Genomic DNA, 16,922 nt, shown 5'->3' on the forward strand with positions numbered 1-16,922 from the left:
TCTTTTGTGGGATATTACACGGAGTTTCAATTCACGCACCTGTGAAGGTGCGACATCTTTGTCTCTCTTTTGTGGGATATTACACGGAGTTTCAATTCACGCACCTGTGAAGGTGCGACAGTTTTTCAGGCCTAATGTCATAGCATACTGCGAGTTTCAATTCACGCACCTGTGAAGGTGCGACAGGTTGAAAGCTACAGGTCCATCGCACCAAGAATAGTTTCAATTCACGCACCTGTGAAGGTGCGACCGAAGAGGGCTTGCCGGGAGTGCTGGACTGCATGGTTTCAATTCACGCACCTGTGAAGGTGCGACTAATGTAGGAGGCACACGCAGCTAGTGCGAACAGTTTCAATTCACGCACCTGTGAAGGTGCGACCATGCAACCACGCATAATTCAACGTTTCTCATAGTTTCAATTCACGCACCTGTGAAGGTGCGACCTTTTGTTTTTTTGATTAATTGCTAATGATTATAGTTTCAATTCACGCACCTGTGAAGGTGCGACGCATCATCCCCGATTGCATCAAACGCTTCATCCGGTTTCAATTCACGCACCTGTGAAGGTGCGACATTAAAAATCAGACTTTTGCTATGAGCGAAGAACGTTTCAATTCACGCACCTGTGAAGGTGCGACAACATGAGGAAGTTATGCAGATTGTGGGGGCAGGGTTTCAATTCACGCACCTGTGAAGGTGCGACTGTATAGTGTTTAAGCTATTCATGCCACCAGGGCGTTTCAATTCACGCACCTGTGAAGGTGCGACGGGAAATACATAAATGAAAATCAAAAGCGAATAGTTTCAATTCACGCACCTGTGAAGGTGCGACTAGAATCATTCGAGCGAAACACGCGATCACTCACGTTTCAATTCACGCACCTGTGAAGGTGCGACGCTGACGGACTGGATGACGACGGCGAAAAGCAAAGTTTCAATTCACGCACCTGTGAAGGTGCGACACGTCCAGGCAGGCTACCAACAGCCGCGAACGCGTTTCAATTCACGCACCTGTGAAGGTGCGACTCCCGCATGGTCAGGGATTGCCTCTTGGCAAAAGTTTCAATTCACGCACCTGTGAAGGTGCGACAGTTAGACCAGTAGCGCAGTACAGTTTGGACGGGGTTTCAATTCACGCACCTGTGAAGGTGCGACAGTTTCCGGCAGCCGGTCCCAGTCGGTAGCCGGAGTTTCAATTCACGCACCTGTGAAGGTGCGACTGACGCGGTCCGCCCGCTGGGATTCGCCGACCTGGTTTCAATTCACGCACCTGTGAAGGTGCGACGCGTCATAACCTGATTTATACTTTTTATTATCAGTTTCAATTCACGCACCTGTGAAGGTGCGACATGTTCCGATTGTCGTTCAAGCTATCTATACGGGAGTTTCAATTCACGCACCTGTGAAGGTGCGACCCACAATGGCGGGGCCATGCAGTTCCCCGGCTTGTTTCAATTCACGCACCTGTGAAGGTGCGACTAACCAAAACAAAAGATTATGGCAATCGACTTTAGTTTCAATTCACGCACCTGTGAAGGTGCGACTAGGGCCTACATCAACCAGCATCTGACCAGCGACGTTTCAATTCACGCACCTGTGAAGGTGCGACGCCTCATCAATACGGGGGCCAAGGCTATCGCCCGGTTTCAATTCACGCACCTGTGAAGGTGCGACGAGTGAGCCGGGCTATTCTGAAACGCTCAACGTGGTTTCAATTCACGCACCTGTGAAGGTGCGACAGGGTGACAATAGCAGAACTCCTGCCATTGTCAAGTTTCAATTCACGCACCTGTGAAGGTGCGACACTCTGGTGTTGGCGAGTTCCTTCGTAACGTGTGGTTTCAATTCACGCACCTGTGAAGGTGCGACCGGGTGCCGCCTATGGTGCTCTTCTCTTTGCACAGTTTCAATTCACGCACCTGTGAAGGTGCGACATTCCGCCGGCGTCAGATAGTAGCGGTGGATGAAGTTTCAATTCACGCACCTGTGAAGGTGCGACAAGTCCAATGTTGACTTCCGTCGCATATTGAAGGTTTCAATTCACGCACCTGTGAAGGTGCGACTAAATCCGGGTTGCCGGATGACTAACTGCTACCTTGTTTCAATTCACGCACCTGTGAAGGTGCGACATACCCACGAGCGTCCCGACGACTGCGGGCACTGGTTTCAATTCACGCACCTGTGAAGGTGCGACTAGTACGTTGCGGACGTATAGAGCAGGGGGAGCCGGTTTCAATTCACGCACCTGTGAAGGTGCGACACTTGTCGCACTACTTTGCATTACGGTGATTATACGTTTCAATTCACGCACCTGTGAAGGTGCGACAGCGCGGCTTTTGCCGGACGGGAAGTGACAAAGGGTTTCAATTCACGCACCTGTGAAGGTGCGACCTCATACGGCCCGCTATAGGGTGGAAATGCTGGACAAAGGGTTTCAATTCACGCACCTGTGAAGGTGCGACCGGTAAAAAAGTAAAGAAAATAATCGCATGAACGGTTTCAATTCACGCACCTGTGAAGGTGCGACCTGCGAAAGCTCTACACCGTCAGCAACTTAGGTAGTTTCAATTCACGCACCTGTGAAGGTGCGACCGTAGGCATTGATTTTTTGCGCGCCGTCTGCGCCGTTTCAATTCACGCACCTGTGAAGGTGCGACTGCTTCCGACGAGCCTCTGGGGCTTCATGACCGGTTTCAATTCACGCACCTGTGAAGGTGCGACTCCATACGGTCCCGGCTTCTCTCCCTGTGCGTGGTTTCAATTCACGCACCTGTGAAGGTGCGACAGGATGTGGAAGTTGCCAGCACAAAGACATTGCCAGTTTCAATTCACGCACCTGTGAAGGTGCGACCGGGAGCTGGTCATCCTGGCGAAGCAGGACCGGCGGTTTCAATTCACGCACCTGTGAAGGTGCGACTTTTCAGTTTTCGGAAAATCTGACGTTGCACCGGTTTCAATTCACGCACCTGTGAAGGTGCGACTATTGGGTGGCTGGTGAAATTTTCTGCTCAATTTGTTTCAATTCACGCACCTGTGAAGGTGCGACCGGAAGCCGCCCCGGTTGCGGCCCCTGCCAAAAAGTTTCAATTCACGCACCTGTGAAGGTGCGACGTCCGCAAACATGGGTATGTGCGTGCCCTTCACGGTTTCAATTCACGCACCTGTGAAGGTGCGACCGGCTGGAATCGACAACCGTAAACCAGACTGGGGGTTTCAATTCACGCACCTGTGAAGGTGCGACGGCGGAAGGGGATATGCGTTGAAAGTTAGTGGTACAAATCGCTTTTTGCGCCAACCTCTTTCAGGATGCATATTCCTTACGCCTTATATTTTATTGGAGGGAATGTCAATCTGCTGATTTCAAGGACTTACAGGAATCGCCGATCTACCGGGGAATTCCTGTGAGCTTGGGGTTGGCGCAAACAGATCAGCGGTTCAGCATTCATTTTGGAATTGCTGATTCCCATCTGGTTCACCAACCTGTTTTTAATGCTAGATGGTCAGCGGCCTATCGTCCAGCAACTTTTTCCTTCTCTGCCATTCCGAAAACAAAAAGCCGCTCCATTCAATATGGAGCGGCCTTGAAGTGTTTTGCGGCATCAGCAGCCGCCAAAGGCGCCGTTAACGCACACGGGCAATGAGCCAGTGCAGCAAGTCCTTGATGGCGACGCGTTCCTGTTCCATGGAGTCGCGGTGGCGAATAGTTACCGTGTCCTTGAGGGAGGCATCGTTTTCTCCGAGGGTTTCAAAGTCCACCGTGATGCAGAAGGGGGTGCCCACTTCATCCTGGCGGCGGTAGCGGCGGCCAACAGCTCCCGTTTCATCATAGAATACGGGCATCCACGGCTGGAGCGTTTTTTCAATTTCTCGGGCGATGCGCACCTGTTCCTCGTTTTTCTTGAGCAGCGGGAAAATGGCGGCCTTGATGGGAGCCATCCGGGGCACAAAGCGGAGCACGGTACGGACGTCTTTCTTGCCCTTGTCATCCACCAGTTCTTCTTCATCAAAGGCTTCACAGATGATGGCCAGAATGGTGCGGTCACACCCGGCGGAGGGTTCTACCACATGGGGAATGAATTTTTCCCGAGTTTCTTCGTCAAAGTATTCCAGCGGACGGCCGGAGCCTTTCTGGTGGCAGCTCAGGTCATAGTCCGTGCGGTAGGCAATGCCTTCCAGTTCCTGAATGCCGAACGGGAATTCATATTCCAGGTCGTAGGTTTTCTTGGAGTAGAAGGCGCGCTCACCGTCCGGAACATCCAGCAGATGAATGTGTTCACGCGGCACGCCTACTTCATCATAGAAGCTGAGGCGGTGTTCCAGCCATTCATCCACCAGGCGCAGGCCGTCTTCCGGACGGCAGAAGTATTCGATTTCCATTTGTTCGAATTCGCGGGAACGGAAGGTGAAGTTGCGCGGGTTGATTTCGTTGCGGAAGGATTTGCCTATCTGTGCAATCCCGAAGGGGAGCTTCACGCGGGAGCTGTCCAGAATGTTCTTGTACTGGCAGAAGATGGACTGGGCCGTTTCCGGGCGCAGCCAGCCGGTAGCATTGGGATCATTTTCATCGGAGGTGGCCCCGATGGTCGTTTTGAACATGAGGTTGAATTCGCGGGCTTCCGTCACCAGGGAACCGTTGGCGGGGTTGTACATGGTGGAGTCCGTAATGGGTTCCATGCGTTCTCCTTTAAGTTCCATTTCCTTGTGGGAGACGTCCTTGCCAGCCAGCTGGGCATAGTACTGGGCCGCAGTCTTGCGGGCCCTGTCCGCCTGTTTTTCAGAGTCCACCAGCACGGAGTATTCCTTTTCCACGCTCCAGGAGCCATCTTTTCTGGAGGCTCCGGTGTAGAAGAAGCCCGTGCCGCTCTGTGCCGGGATCTGGTCCGCGCGCAGGCGTTCCTTGGTCAGCAGGCAGTCGCACATCGGGTCGGAGAAGCCGCCCACGTGGCCGGAGGCGACCAGCACGGAGTTATGCGTCAGAATGGAGCCGTCCATCCCCACCATGTCGTCGCGTTCCTGCACGTTTTTACGCCACCAGTATTCCTTGAGGTTGCGCTTGAGTTCCACGCCCATGGGACCGTAGTCCCAGCAACCATTCAGCCCGCCATAGATTTCAGCTGCCTGGAAGATGAAGCCCCGCCTTTTGCAGAGGCTCACGATTTTCTCCATTCGGGCGGGATCTGTATTGGTTCTGTCTGCCATGATAAGATATATAGATTGGGTTGGCTATGCGGGTTGTATTGATGACCGCAATCAGCGGCCAGTGAAAGCAAAAAGCGTGTCTTCTCGAGAATTCCAGGGGAGGGGAACCCCCTTGAGCAGCTGGGAGTCATATCCGGCTTCCACCAGCGTGCGGAAGGCTTGCATCGCCTCCGGAGTTACGGGCTGTTCCGTGGAAAATCCCTGCCGGGGGTATTCCAGTATCCGTTGAAAGTCCCCCACCATGGCGGAGACAACCAGCTCCCGAGGCAGTTCCGGGGTCAAGTATTCCCGGAAGCTTACGGGAGGGGAACTGACTGCCACCCCGGGTTCCGGCCACTGGGCCTGGAGCGTAGCCAGCGTACGCCGCTCCATGTACGGTTTTTGCAGGGCAATGAGGCTGGCAGGGTCCGGGATGCCGGCCTTTTTCAGGATTGTACGGGAAAAGCGGACGTTTTCCCCGGTGTTGGTAGATTTATTTTCAATGAGGATACGGTCTTCCGGCACTCCCTTTTTCATGGCCGCCTCAGCAAAGAGTTCCGCTTCCGGCACGGCCCATTCCCCTGTAAAACGCCCCATCCCGCCGGAAAAGAGCAAGAGGGGAGCCAGCTTCCGAGCATAGAGTTCCGCCGCATATTCCGCCACCCGCACGTCATTGCTACCAAGGATGAAGATGAGGTCCGCCGGGCGCAGCTCCTGCTTCACATGATGGTATTCCCACAAAATTTCTATCGCTTCTTCCGGAGTCATCGGCCCTATGTACCCAAGAAGTTCCTTTCTGTAAACGCCGGATTCACCACAGTCCGTATTTGCCCCATTCCAACGCGGCCCATCCCAGCAGCGCATTCGCCACCGCATGCATGACGATGACAGAGCACAGGTTTTTCTGCCAGACGGCAAGCAGGTACACTAGGGAACCGTAAATGAAGGCGCCGCAGTAGTCCACAGGCTGGTGCACGGCCATGAAACAGAGAGTGGTCACCCAGTACGCTTTCCAGCTATGCGTGCCGAAGGGGATTTTCCAGGGATGGTCCAGGTTCACCATCAGGCGCATCAGATAACCGCGCCAGAAGAGTTCCTCCACCAGCGCCACCACCACCACGGCACGGAAGAAGCGCAGGACCAGCGCCGCCAGCCAGCTCCAGGAATCCGGGGCAAAGACGACGCCGGGATCAAAGCCTTCCGGGCGCATGTCAATTCCCAGCAGGTACCGGTACCATGGCCAGGAGGGGTGGCCAAACCATGCATCCGGACCGCCCGGCAGACGGTCCGCCGCCATCGTAGGGGCCAGCCAGCACAGGATGCCCAGCACGCCGAAGAGGATTCCCCATGCGGCGGGTTTCCATTTCCAGTCCCAGTCAATGGCTTTTCTCCACCACAGGACCAGGACAAAGCAGACGATGGCCTGCACAGGGTACAGCCATTGCTCCGGCGCCCTTCTCCACCAGGCGGCGGCGGGGTGGTTCCATTCCAGGAACGACCCGCCAAGCTGCCACAGCAGGGTAAAGCCCATGAACACCGCAAACGGCGCTACGTACGCCCTTGTTTTCAGGGCCTCCGGGACGGAGTTCATGGACGCGGAGGGGTCAGGAAAGAGTTTTCACGAAACGCTCCATGCGGTTGCAGGCTTCCTTGATCTGGTCAAAGGCAGTCGCATAGCAGCAGCGCAGGAAGCCTTCCCCGCTTGCACCAAAAGCGGTACCGGGCACGGCGGCCACCTGCTCTTCCATCAGCAGGCGCGTAGCGAATTCCTTGCTGGTGAGTCCGAATTTGGAGACGTCCGGGAAGACATAGAATGCGCCGCCGGGCAAATGGCAGTCCAAGCCTATTTCGTTGAAGCGCTTCACCAGGAAATCGCGCCGCTGGCGGTAGCTTTCCCTCATTTTCATCATGGCGGAGGTTCCGTTTTGCAATGCTTCAATGGCCGCTTCCTGGGAGGTGATAGGAGCGCAGAGCATGGAGTACTGATGAATTTTCATCATGGCGGAGATGAGCGGCTCCGGTCCGCAGGCATAGCCCAGGCGGAAGCCCGTCATGGCAAACGCCTTGGAAAAGCCGTGCAGCAGCAGGGTGCGTTCCCTCATCCCAGGCAGTGAGGCTATCGAAACGTGCGGCTTGCCGTCGTAGCGCAGCTCGCTGTAGATTTCATCCGTCAGCACGACGAGATCGTGCTTGATGCAGATGCGGGCAATTTCCTGAAGGGTTTCCACAGGGGCCACGGCCCCGGTCGGATTTGTGGGGAAATTGAGCATCAGCACCTTGGTCCGCGGTGTAATGGCGGCTTCCAGCACCGCCGGGTTAAGGGCGAAAAGGTCCTGCTTGCTTGTGGGCACGGCAGTAGCCACGCCATAGGCCATGTTCACGCTGGGAGCATAGGAGACATAGCAGGGTTCATGGTAAAGAACTTCGTCCCCCGGGTTCAGAATGGCACGGAGCGCCAGATCAATGGCTTCGCTCACGCCCACGGTCACCAGCACTTCATGCAGGGGATCGTATTTCACATGGAAGAAGCCGTCCACGTATTTGACGATGGAACGGCGCAGGGATTCCAGTCCATAGTTGGAGGTATAGGAGGTGTGCCCCTTTTCCAGGGAGTAAATGGCCGCTTCCCGGATGTTCCAGGGGGTGACGAAGTCCGGTTCCCCTACGCCCAGGGAGATGATGTCCGTCCGTCCCGTGACTAGGTCAAAGAATTCCCGGATGCCGGAACGGGGGATGGAGCTTACCTGCTCCGCAATTTTGTTCTGCCAGTTCATGATGATTTCTTTCGTGTCGGCAGGGACTTACGGAGCAACAGCCAGGCGTTCATTCTGCGCGGGGGCCTCGAACACACAGCCGTTTTTCTTGTAGGTTTTCAGATGGAAGTGCGTGGAAGTGGACAGCACCCCTTCCAGCGTAGACAGTTTTTCCGCCACAAACCGGGCAATGTCACGCATGCTTTTTCCTTCCACCAGCACCAGCAGGTCAAAGCCGCCGCTCGCCAGATAGCAGGAGGAGACTTCGTCAAAACGGGAGATGCGCATCGCCAGGCGGTCAAAGCCGCCATCGCGTTCGGGCGTCATTTTTACTTCAATGAAGGCCGCTACCCTGCTGTCGTGTTCGTATTCCTCATTTACCACCGCCTGGTAGCCCAGAATCACGCCTTCCTTTTCCCACTGCTCCCGCTGGGCTCGAACGGCTTCTTCAGTCATGTCAAGACGTTCGGCCAATTCGCCATCGCTCAAGCGGGCTTGAGTCGCCAGTAACTGTAGAAGTGATGCAGTGGACATAAAATTTCAGGCATAAAAGACCCTTTTATAGCGAACGTGTCAAGAACACATGTTACGCAAGGCTGACATCCGTTCTTTCCAACATAATAAAATACGTTCTTTTTCTTCAAAAAACAGCCGCCGTTCCGAGAATATAATGCTATTGCCTTCAATAAGATAACCATTATTTCAAACATCCGTTGGAATTATTTTCAGAGAATAGTTGCTCTAATCCGCCTTTTGTGCCATAGTAAAGTGCATAGACCTGTAGCGTCCCTTTACAAGGAACGCTTGTTTCCAATTTTTATATGACAGTCTGATATTATGAGCATGGCACTTAACCCGGATAGGGCTACCCTGAACTTTCTCAATGCCTTTCCGGAAGAAATCCGTCTGCGCGGCGAGAAGCTCCAGAAAGACGGAGCGGTTACGCAAATCTTTGGCAATCATTTGTATATTCAGGGCCGTGTGGAAGATGCGCACGGCGTACACCGCGTGAACCTCCGCCTCCAGGGCAACAGGTGGTTCGGGGCATGCTCCACGGAAGACGAGGATCTGGCCGGAGCGGCCATGTACGCCGCCATGCTGGAACGCATGTACCGCGGCCAGGATCTTCCGGAGTCCCCGAACGAACTTAACGACGTTCCCCTGCTGGATATTCTGGAAGAGAAGCTGGGCCGCGAACTGGACGACAAGGAAGCGGATTACGTCAGCAAGCTTGAGAAGCGCTACCGCCGTTTCGCCATTGAGCAGGAAATCCATGACCATGACATGGTGCGCCTGAATCCCCGCTGGGAAATCGTCAGCTATGACCCGCTGGAGCTGTGGCCCGTGCCTCCCACGAACATCCTTGAATTCTGGAATTACATCGCCTACGCCTTCAACAAGAGGCGCCTGCCCTACCCGGAATTCATGGAATCCATCACGGACCTGGAAAAAGTTCAGCGCAAGATTCACGAATGGGAGCGTTCCCGTGAAGTAGGCACTTGGTATGACCGCATCCAGTCCGTGAATGAACGGCCCCCGCAGCCGCCCCGCGGAGAGCTGTTCATGAGGCTCGTTTCCACCATCAACGAGGGCCATTTCGAATACCGCCATTCCCTGAAGCAGGACTGGATTCCCGTCCGGGAAAAGCAGGATTTGGAACATCTGGAAAACCTGCATGAACGCGCTGCCGTGCGCATGGATGCCCAGACGGAAATCCTCCTTGTGTCCCTGTCCGATTACGCCCGTGCGGAAGACGCCCTGACGCTGGACCTGGACCAGGAAGCCGCGTGCGCCCTGATGAACAAGCTTTTCCACCAGCCCGCCCTGAAAGGCTACCTGGTGAACCTGGATGAAAATTATTTCAAGGTAGTGGACGAACCGCTCAAGTGGATTTGCCAGGACGACCCCATTGAGCCGGACTGCTACGCCCTCCAGCTCGCCACGTCCACCGGCATCAACGTCTCCCACTCCGTCCGCCAGCTTCCCGGCCAGCAGGAGCTGTACCAGTCTGACGAAACCGTGTTCCCGGGCCCCCCCCGCTGGCTGGAGAGCACGGAAGTGGAACCCCGCTATTCCATTCCCAAGCAGGTCATCGACAGCCTTGAAGGGGTGGAATTCCTGCGCAAGATCGGCGCTTCCCTTCCCCCCAGCATGGAGGACCGCGTGGTGGACATTGACCTCCGCGGCACCTTTGACATGAAGATTGTCCGCGGCCTCACCTCCGCGGAAACGGAGCACGTGCTCTGTGAAGTAAGCGCCAGGGACGCTTCCGGCTACCGCACGGAAAAACTCGGCAAGGACGGCTGGGACGTCGCTCACCAGGAGCCCATGAAAAACAAGGCCCTGCTGCGCTTCATCCGGGAGCACCTCTATCCCATTCCCGGCCTGCTGGAAGAAATGGGCTTCTCCTATGATCCCCAGGTGGGCGCTTTCAAGGCCCGCGTTACCCGGCAGTTCCCTGAAAAATTTGCGGAGTGGGCCAAGCAGCTCCCGGAAGAGCTGACCGTCAACATGGATGACAAGCTCAAGACGCTGCTGGCGGACCCGGTGGCCGCCGCCGTGCGGTTTGAAGTAGTTAACCAGGAGATTGACTGGTTTGACCTCCGCATCGTCATTGACGTGGAAGGCGTCCAGCTTTCCAAGGAACAAATCCGCGCCCTGGTCGCCGCCAGAGGCGGCTACGTCCGCATGGACGACGGAGGCTGGATGCGCCTGGAAATCAAGCTGGACAACGACCAGCGCGACGCCGTCACCCGCCTGGGCCTGGACCCCTTCGACCTCTCCGGGGAAACCCACCGCATGCACGCCATGCAGCTTGCGGACCCGAAGGCCGCGGAAGTGTTCGACCCGAAGGCCTGGAAACGCATCAAGGACCGCACCGCGGAAATCAAGATCGACGTCAAGCCGGACGTCCCCTCCCAGCTCCAGGCCACCCTGCGCCCGTACCAGGTGGACGGCTTCCACTTCCTGGCCTATCTGGCCACGAACGGCTTCGGCGGCATTCTGGCGGACGACATGGGTTTGGGCAAAACCATCCAATCCATCACTTACGTGCTCTGGCTGCGTGAGGAATTCGCGCGCAAAAACAAATCCAAGAAGAAAATCGCCGTTCCTCCGGTACTCATCGTCTGCCCCAAGTCCGTGCTGGATGTCTGGGCCGGGGAAACGGAGAAATTCGCTCCCGGCGTGCGCGTACTCGTCATCCGCAGCAAGGATCAGGCCAATCTGGACGACATCCGGAAGAATTACGATATGGTCGTGGTCAACTACGCCCAGCTCCGCGTCTGCGGAGAAACCCTGAACCAGATCAAGTGGCTCACGGTCATCCTGGACGAAGGCCAGCAGATCAAGAACCCGGATTCCAAGGCCGCCAAGGCCGCCCGTGAAATCGTCTCCTACAACCGCCTGGTCCTTTCCGGCACGCCCATTGAAAACCGCCTGCTGGACATGTGGTCCCTCATGGCCTTCTCCATGCCCGGCGTTCTCGGTTCCCGTTCCTACTTCAAGAAGCGCTTTGACAAGCGCAAGGACCCGCAGAGCCAGAACCGCCTGGCCGCGCGCCTGAAACCCTTCCTGCTGCGCCGCACCAAATCACAGGTGGCGAAGGACCTGCCCCCCAGGACGGAAGAAGAAGTGTACGCCAAGATGGAAGGCATCCAGAGCCAGCTGTACAAGGCGGAACTCCGCCGCATCCAGCAGGCCCTGCTCGGCCTGGATTCAGACGAATCCGTCAAGAAAAACAGCTTCGCCATCCTGCAGGGCCTCATGCGCCTGCGCCAGATCTGCTGCCACCCCGGCCTGGTGGACCCCAAGTACGCCAAGGAAGACAGCGCCAAGATGACCGCCCTGTTCTACCTGCTGGACCAGCTCCGGGAGGAAGGGCACAAGGTGCTCGTCTTCTCCCAGTTCGTCTCCATGCTGGAAATTATCAAGAACCGGCTGGAAGCGGAAAACAGGCCGCTTAACTACCTTACCGGCCAGACCAAGGACCGCCGCGGGGAAATTGAAAAATTCCAGACTACCAAGGACCCGTCCGTCTTCCTGCTTTCCCTGAAAGCCGGGGGCGCCGGCCTCAACCTTACTTCCGCCTCCTACGTGGTCCTGTATGATCCGTGGTGGAACCCGGCTGTGGAAAGCCAGGCCATTGACCGTACGCACCGCATCGGCCAGAAGAACAAGGTGATCGCCTACCGCCTGCTGACGAAGGACTCCGTGGAAGAAAAAATCCGCATCCTCCAGCATCAGAAGAACCAGCTCGTCGCCAACGTGCTGGGTGACGAGGGCTTCACCTCCAGCCTGGGCATTGACGACCTGAACTTCATCCTCAACCACGGGGATGACGAAGAAGGCTAAGCCGATGGCGGTGAGTAGAGAGTAGTGAGTAGAGATTAATTATTTCAACTTCCGGACATTGGTCCGCTCATTCTTTCCCTACTCTCTGATCTCTCATCATTAATCGCTATAAAAAAGCCCTGCAATTTCATGCAGGGCTTTTTTATTTCACCATTTAAGGCTGACAGGGTCCGTATGATAAAGAATCCCGGCCTCGTCACGCACAAGAAGAGTTAACTGGATGCGCGCAGGAAGGCGCAGCATCTGGAGGCCGTTGAACGCAAATATCTGCCCCTGGCACAACAGGGGGCGGGAACCGAACAGTTCATCCCCTTCAATCACCTGCGTGCCGTCTTCATGGGAACGGACGGTCCACTTTTTACCGATGATGCGCACGGCGCCTTCCCCCGTATTGCGGATGCTCACATTGTAGGGCACGGGAATGCGCCCGTCGTCACGGACCATCCGCTCCAGCTTTTCATCCCGTGAATACAGGCTGCGCGGCGTGAGCCGCACTTCCAGGCTGGTCAGGAGGGGGAGAACCATACGGGAACCGGAGAGGAATTATGATTCCACGGGAGCCAGGGCCGCCTTCATCAGCTCCAGCGTCGTCTTGCGGATGGCTTCCACGCCCGCCTTGGTGGGCTTGGCGTCCGGAGCCAGCGTCATCTGCTCCTGCAAGGTCGTCAGAAGGTTCATGATTTTTGCAATGTCCCGGCGTTCCTTCATTTCCGGCTCCACCCCGTCCAGGATGTAATGGAAGTATTCCGGCACGTCCGGCTGGAAGATGACCTTCGCCTTGTCCTCCGCAAACTTGTTATCCAGCGCCGCGGTAGCGGCATCCAGGGCGCGTATCCATCCTCCCAGGCCAATCAGGTTCGCCATGTCGGAATCCCGCAGGGAGGCAAGCTCCTGTTCCACGTCGGACTGAATCAGGGCCAGATTATTCTTGAAACTGCTCAAATCCCCGTCTTCCGCATTTTTCAGCAGGCTGGCAGCATGGCGGTTCACCCGTTCCCCGGCTCCGATGGCCTTCGCATAGCTGGAGAGGTCCAGCGCAATGGGCTTCACTTCGTTCATCTTGCCGCACTGCACGATCACAAAGCCGTCCGCCATCATGCCGCCAAGCTGGAGAGCCAGGGAGCAGCGGTCCATGGGGGGGCGTTCGGGACGCGCGCGCAACGCCACGTTCTCCGGAATTTCCGGCAGCCCTTCCAGGTCTTCAAAAATCTTGCGGATGGACGGCGCGGTAAATTCGTTGATGCCCAGCTCCTCATTCATGTGGGAGTCGTCCAGCAGGCGTTCCGGAATGGCCGGCTGGCCCTGCCTGTCCTGCTTGCCGGGCGGCGGCGTCTGCACATCCAGAACGGCTTCCTCCTTCTCCGGGGCATTTTCCTTCGGGGCGGCAAACGCCATTCCCCCCGTGACGGATACAGCCGCTGCCAGCACATACAATCTCTTCATAACAACACTCAAAAAGGTTAAGCAAAACGGAATATGTCTTGACTCTCGCCCTATGGTGTCTTATACGGGCGTCACGTCAAGGAAATCCCCCGCGCCTGACGCAAAAAGATACCAAACACCCTTTGCAAGCCCCGCATGTCTTTAAATTACAATTTTATCTGGCTCCTGTGCTATCTTCTGGTTCTCGTCGGCCTGGCCGGATACGGCTTTCACCGCCTGAGCATCGTTTACCTGTACTGGAAGAACCGCAACAACAAGCCCCAGCCCAAGTCCCGCTTCCAGGAACTGCCCGTCGTTACGGTTCAGCTCCCCATGTTCAATGAGAAGTTCGTCGTGGACCGCCTTCTGGAATCCGTAGCCGCTCTGGATTATCCTCAGGACAAGCTGGAAATCCAGATTCTGGACGATTCCACAGACGACACCACGGAACAGTGCTACCGCAAGGTGGAGGAACTGAAGGCCCGCGGCTTTGACGCCGTCTGCATCCACCGCACGGACCGCACGGGCTTCAAGGCCGGCGCGCTGGAAGCGGCCACCAAGGTGGCCAAGGGCGAATTCCTGCTGATTCTGGACGCCGACTTCGTTCCGGAACCGGACCTTCTGCAAAAAACCATCCATTTCTTCACGGATGAAGGCGTGGGCCTCGTCCAGACCCGCTGGGGCCATATCAACCGGGAATACAACCTTCTCACCCGCGTGCAGGGCATGTACCTGGACGGCCACTTCGCCATGGAGCAGACGGCGCGCAACCGTTCCGGGCGTTTCTTCACCTTCAACGGCACCGCCGGCATGTGGCGCAAGTGCGTGATCGGGGATGCGGGCGGCTGGTCCCATGACACCCTGACGGAAGACATGGACCTTTCCTACCGCGTCCAGCTCAAGGGCTGGCGCTTCATTTACCTGAACGATGTCGTCACCCCGGCGGAACTCCCCGTGGACATGGACGGGTTCAAGTCCCAGCAGCACCGCTGGACCAAGGGCTCCATCCAGGTCTGCCAGAAAATCCTGCTGGACATCTGGCGTTCCAAGGCTCCCCTCAAGGCCAAGGTGGAGGCCACCACGCACCTTACCTGCAATTACTCCTACCTCCTTCTCGCCCTGCTCTGCTTCCTGGTGTACCCCATCTGCACCCAGCGCATTCCGGAAAATGAAACGGTCTTCATGTGGTTCGTGAACGTGGCCCTGTTCTTCATGACCAGCGTGGCCGTCTGCATCTTCTACATGAGCGCCCAGATCGTGGTGCGCCCCAAATCCTGGTGGAAGGAGCTGCCCTACCTGCCGCTTCTCCTCACGCTGAGCGTGGGCATGGCGGTCAACAACGCCAAGGCCGTTCTGGAAGCCATCTTCGGCCATCAGTCCGCCTTCGTCCGCACGCCCAAGTACGGGGTGGACCAGAAGGAAAACAGGCAGCATGTCTCCCAGCTCAAGCGCAACGGATACAGGGCCATCAAGTCCGTCGTCATCCCCGTCCTGGAAATCGCCTGCGGCACCTTCTTCCTGAACCTGATCATCATCATGATCCGCCAGGGCCATTACCTTTCCCCCATCCTGATGATTCCCTTCCTGGGATTCTACTACACGGGGTTCTGCTCCCTGGGCCGCATGATCTCCAACCTGCTGCCCGCCAAGCAAACTGCCAAAGCCAAGAACTGACAACTTTCCCATGCCTGCGCCTCTCTCGCAAGCAGTACGCCTGATTCAACTCGCCGGCGCCGCCTTCGCGGTGTTCGGCGCCTTGGTATCCTGCTCCCGTCCGGACTACCAGCCCACCGCCATCGTCAAGGATGGCGCCGTCGTTAGCGTCAGGGACCAGAAAATGGCCGTCATGCGCAACGGACACGTCGTAAAAACCTACCCCATCAGCACTTCCAAATTCGGTCTGGGCGACAGGAAGGGGAGCTGCCGCACTCCGCTGGGCGCCCACCGCATCGCCTCCAAGATCGGCACCGGACAGCCCAAGGGCATGGTGTTTAAAAGCCGCAAGCCCACCGGGGAATGCGTGGCCCCCAATTCTCCGGGCCGCGACCCCATCGTCACCCGCATCATGTGGCTGGAAGGGCTGGAAGGCCGCAACCGGAACGCCCACTCCCGCCTGATTTACATCCACGGAACGGCAGAGGAACGCACCATCGGCACGCCCGCCTCCTACGGCTGCGTGCGGATGAAAAGCAATGACGTGTATGAGGCCTTCAACCTGCTCCGGACCGGGGATCCCGTCGTGATCGAACGCTGCTCCATAGACGCTTCCCTGAAAGCTCTGGCCCAGGCGGAAAAAACGCAGGATTCCTCCCTGCTGGTCATGGCTTCCGCACCGTCTCTCATGGAGAATGCCAACACGGCTTCCATCATTTCCCACCGCCGCCGGGCATCCCGTCCTCCCGCCGTAGCCCTTTCCCGCAAGCAGACCGCGGCCGCCGGGAAGAAAGCCTCTCCCCACAAGCAGACGGCAGTCCGCAAGACAGTGAAGAGCTCCAAAGCCTCCGCCCGTTCCGCCAGGGGGACCCGTTACACCCTCGGCTGAACCGACCTTCGCCGCCATTCTTCCGGCATTCCCGTTCCTCCGCCTCCTGACATGGCTGTTTGAACGCATGGTTGCCTGCGTCCGTCACATTTGTTAACGTAGACTTATGGCCATGATGGAACATGAAGATATCAGCAATGAAAACCTGGCGGGCCACCTTCTGGTTTCCGCCCCCTATCTGGACGGCGGCGGCTTTTACCACTCCGTGATTTTTCTGAGCCGGGTGGAGGAGGAATTCGTCATAGGCCACATCCTGAACCATCCGGCCGGCATGAACGTGGGAGAAGTGGCGCGCCATACGGACATTCCGGAATCCCTTTACCCCGTTCCCATCTTCAAGGGAGGCCCCGTGGAGCGCAACCAGCTCATTTTCGCCGCCTTCGTCCGGACGGAGGACAAATTGCGCGTCCAGTTCCATCTACAGGAGGAACAGGCCCTGGAATACATTGAGGATCCCCACGCCATCCTGCGCGCCTACGTGGGCCACAGCGCCTGGACGCCCTCCCAGTTGCGCCGGGAGCTGAACGACCGCGCCTGGTACGTCTCCCCCACCGTGCCGGACATCTGCCTGGAGCCGGACTCCTCCAAGGTATGGGCCATGGCCATGCGGCGCCTCTCCCCCCTGCACCACATCATGAGCCACGCGCCCGCACAGCCTTCCCTGAATTGAACCA

General features: G+C 56.9%; 12 protein-coding genes and 1 CRISPR repeat array. Of the genes, 5 read left to right on the forward strand and 7 right to left on the reverse strand.

Annotation, left to right across the window (positions count from 1 at the left end):
* Positions 1 to 23 precede the first annotated feature (23 nt).
* A CRISPR array of direct repeats spans positions 24 to 3,241; the repeat unit is 31 nt; unit sequence GTTTCAATTCACGCACCTGTGAAGGTGCGAC.
* 28 nt (positions 3,242 to 3,269) lie between these two features.
* Positions 3,270 to 3,641, forward strand: a complete 372-nt coding sequence (locus tag HJW02_RS11335) for a hypothetical protein (RefSeq protein ID WP_146018213.1) — start codon at positions 3,270 to 3,272, stop codon at positions 3,639 to 3,641.
* On the opposite strand, the gene HJW02_RS11340 is transcribed toward HJW02_RS11335, so the two are convergent.
* From HJW02_RS11340 to HJW02_RS11360, 5 genes are read right to left on the reverse strand one after another with little or no spacing between them, the layout of a single operon-like run.
* Positions 3,622 to 5,199, reverse strand: coding sequence for a glycine--tRNA ligase (locus HJW02_RS11340; protein ID WP_102721714.1), 1,578 nt, complete (start codon positions 5,197 to 5,199; stop codon positions 3,622 to 3,624). The two genes, HJW02_RS11335 and HJW02_RS11340, sit on opposite strands and share 20 nt — an antisense overlap.
* 51 nt (positions 5,200 to 5,250) lie before the next feature.
* Positions 5,251 to 5,946: a YdcF family protein gene (locus HJW02_RS11345; protein WP_102721715.1), complete on the reverse strand. Its 696-nt coding sequence runs from the start codon at positions 5,944 to 5,946 to the stop codon at positions 5,251 to 5,253.
* Between the two features lie 43 nt (positions 5,947 to 5,989).
* Positions 5,990 to 6,769 carry a CPBP family glutamic-type intramembrane protease gene (locus tag HJW02_RS11350; RefSeq protein WP_102721716.1) on the reverse strand — a complete coding sequence of 260 codons (780 nt, stop codon included), beginning with the start codon at positions 6,767 to 6,769 and terminating at the stop codon, positions 5,990 to 5,992.
* Positions 6,770 to 6,782: 13 nt separating this feature from the next.
* Positions 6,783 to 7,952 (reverse strand): aminotransferase class I/II-fold pyridoxal phosphate-dependent enzyme, encoded by a 1,170-nt coding sequence (locus tag HJW02_RS11355; RefSeq protein WP_102721717.1) that lies wholly within the window; start codon positions 7,950 to 7,952, stop codon positions 6,783 to 6,785.
* 27 nt (positions 7,953 to 7,979) lie between these two features.
* Complete coding sequence (locus HJW02_RS11360; protein ID WP_022398056.1) at positions 7,980 to 8,465, reverse strand: Lrp/AsnC family transcriptional regulator; 486 nt, start codon at positions 8,463 to 8,465, stop codon at positions 7,980 to 7,982.
* 303 nt (positions 8,466 to 8,768) lie between these two features.
* Between HJW02_RS11360 and HJW02_RS11365 the strand changes: the two genes are divergently transcribed.
* Positions 8,769 to 12,284 carry a DEAD/DEAH box helicase gene (locus HJW02_RS11365; protein ID WP_022398057.1) on the forward strand — a complete coding sequence of 1,172 codons (3,516 nt, stop codon included), beginning with the start codon at positions 8,769 to 8,771 and terminating at the stop codon, positions 12,282 to 12,284.
* A gap of 147 nt (positions 12,285 to 12,431) precedes the next feature.
* Here the strand turns inward: HJW02_RS11365 and HJW02_RS11370 are convergent, their stop codons facing one another.
* Positions 12,432 to 12,809 carry an ApaG domain gene (locus HJW02_RS11370; protein ID WP_102721718.1) on the reverse strand — a complete coding sequence of 126 codons (378 nt, stop codon included), beginning with the start codon at positions 12,807 to 12,809 and terminating at the stop codon, positions 12,432 to 12,434.
* An 18-nt stretch (positions 12,810 to 12,827) separates the two neighbouring features.
* Positions 12,828 to 13,727 (reverse strand): hypothetical protein, encoded by a 900-nt coding sequence (locus HJW02_RS11375; RefSeq protein ID WP_102736636.1) that lies wholly within the window; start codon positions 13,725 to 13,727, stop codon positions 12,828 to 12,830.
* A gap of 135 nt (positions 13,728 to 13,862) precedes the next feature.
* Here HJW02_RS11375 and HJW02_RS11380 point away from each other — a divergent pair, with 135 nt between their 5' ends.
* The 3 genes from HJW02_RS11380 (at position 13,863) to HJW02_RS11390 (ending at position 16,918) form a co-directional block, all read left to right on the forward strand.
* Positions 13,863 to 15,380, forward strand: a complete 1,518-nt coding sequence (locus HJW02_RS11380) for a cellulose synthase family protein (RefSeq protein ID WP_022398060.1) — start codon at positions 13,863 to 13,865, stop codon at positions 15,378 to 15,380.
* Between the two features lie 10 nt (positions 15,381 to 15,390).
* On the forward strand, positions 15,391 to 16,248 hold the full coding sequence (locus tag HJW02_RS11385; protein WP_102721720.1) for a L,D-transpeptidase: 858 nt from the start codon (positions 15,391 to 15,393) through the stop codon (positions 16,246 to 16,248).
* Positions 16,249 to 16,360: 112 nt separating this feature from the next.
* Positions 16,361 to 16,918, forward strand: a complete 558-nt coding sequence (locus HJW02_RS11390) for a YqgE/AlgH family protein (RefSeq protein ID WP_180971053.1) — start codon at positions 16,361 to 16,363, stop codon at positions 16,916 to 16,918.
* The last annotated feature ends 4 nt before the right edge of the window (positions 16,919 to 16,922 follow it).

Source organism: Akkermansia sp. GGCC_0220 (assembly GCF_017566105.1).
GTDB lineage: Bacteria > Verrucomicrobiota > Verrucomicrobiia > Verrucomicrobiales > Akkermansiaceae > Akkermansia > Akkermansia massiliensis.

Bases quoted from the DNA above. Each gene is read 5' to 3' on its own strand.
- HJW02_RS11340 (WP_102721714.1), bottom strand. From the start codon at position 5,199: ATGGCAGACAGAACCAATACAGATCCCGCCCGAATGGAGAAAATCGTG.
- HJW02_RS11345 (WP_102721715.1), bottom strand. From the start codon at position 5,946: ATGACTCCGGAAGAAGCGATAGAAATTTTGTGGGAATACCATCATGTG.
- HJW02_RS11350 (WP_102721716.1), bottom strand. From the start codon at position 6,769: ATGAACTCCGTCCCGGAGGCCCTGAAAACAAGGGCGTACGTAGCGCCG.
- HJW02_RS11355 (WP_102721717.1), bottom strand. From the start codon at position 7,952: ATGAACTGGCAGAACAAAATTGCGGAGCAGGTAAGCTCCATCCCCCGT.
- HJW02_RS11360 (WP_022398056.1), bottom strand. From the start codon at position 8,465: ATGTCCACTGCATCACTTCTACAGTTACTGGCGACTCAAGCCCGCTTG.
- HJW02_RS11365 (WP_022398057.1), top strand. From the start codon at position 8,769: ATGAGCATGGCACTTAACCCGGATAGGGCTACCCTGAACTTTCTCAAT.
- HJW02_RS11370 (WP_102721718.1), bottom strand. From the start codon at position 12,809: ATGGTTCTCCCCCTCCTGACCAGCCTGGAAGTGCGGCTCACGCCGCGC.
- HJW02_RS11375 (WP_102736636.1), bottom strand. From the start codon at position 13,727: ATGAAGAGATTGTATGTGCTGGCAGCGGCTGTATCCGTCACGGGGGGA.
- HJW02_RS11380 (WP_022398060.1), top strand. From the start codon at position 13,863: ATGTCTTTAAATTACAATTTTATCTGGCTCCTGTGCTATCTTCTGGTT.
- HJW02_RS11385 (WP_102721720.1), top strand. From the start codon at position 15,391: ATGCCTGCGCCTCTCTCGCAAGCAGTACGCCTGATTCAACTCGCCGGC.
- HJW02_RS11390 (WP_180971053.1), top strand. From the start codon at position 16,361: ATGATGGAACATGAAGATATCAGCAATGAAAACCTGGCGGGCCACCTT.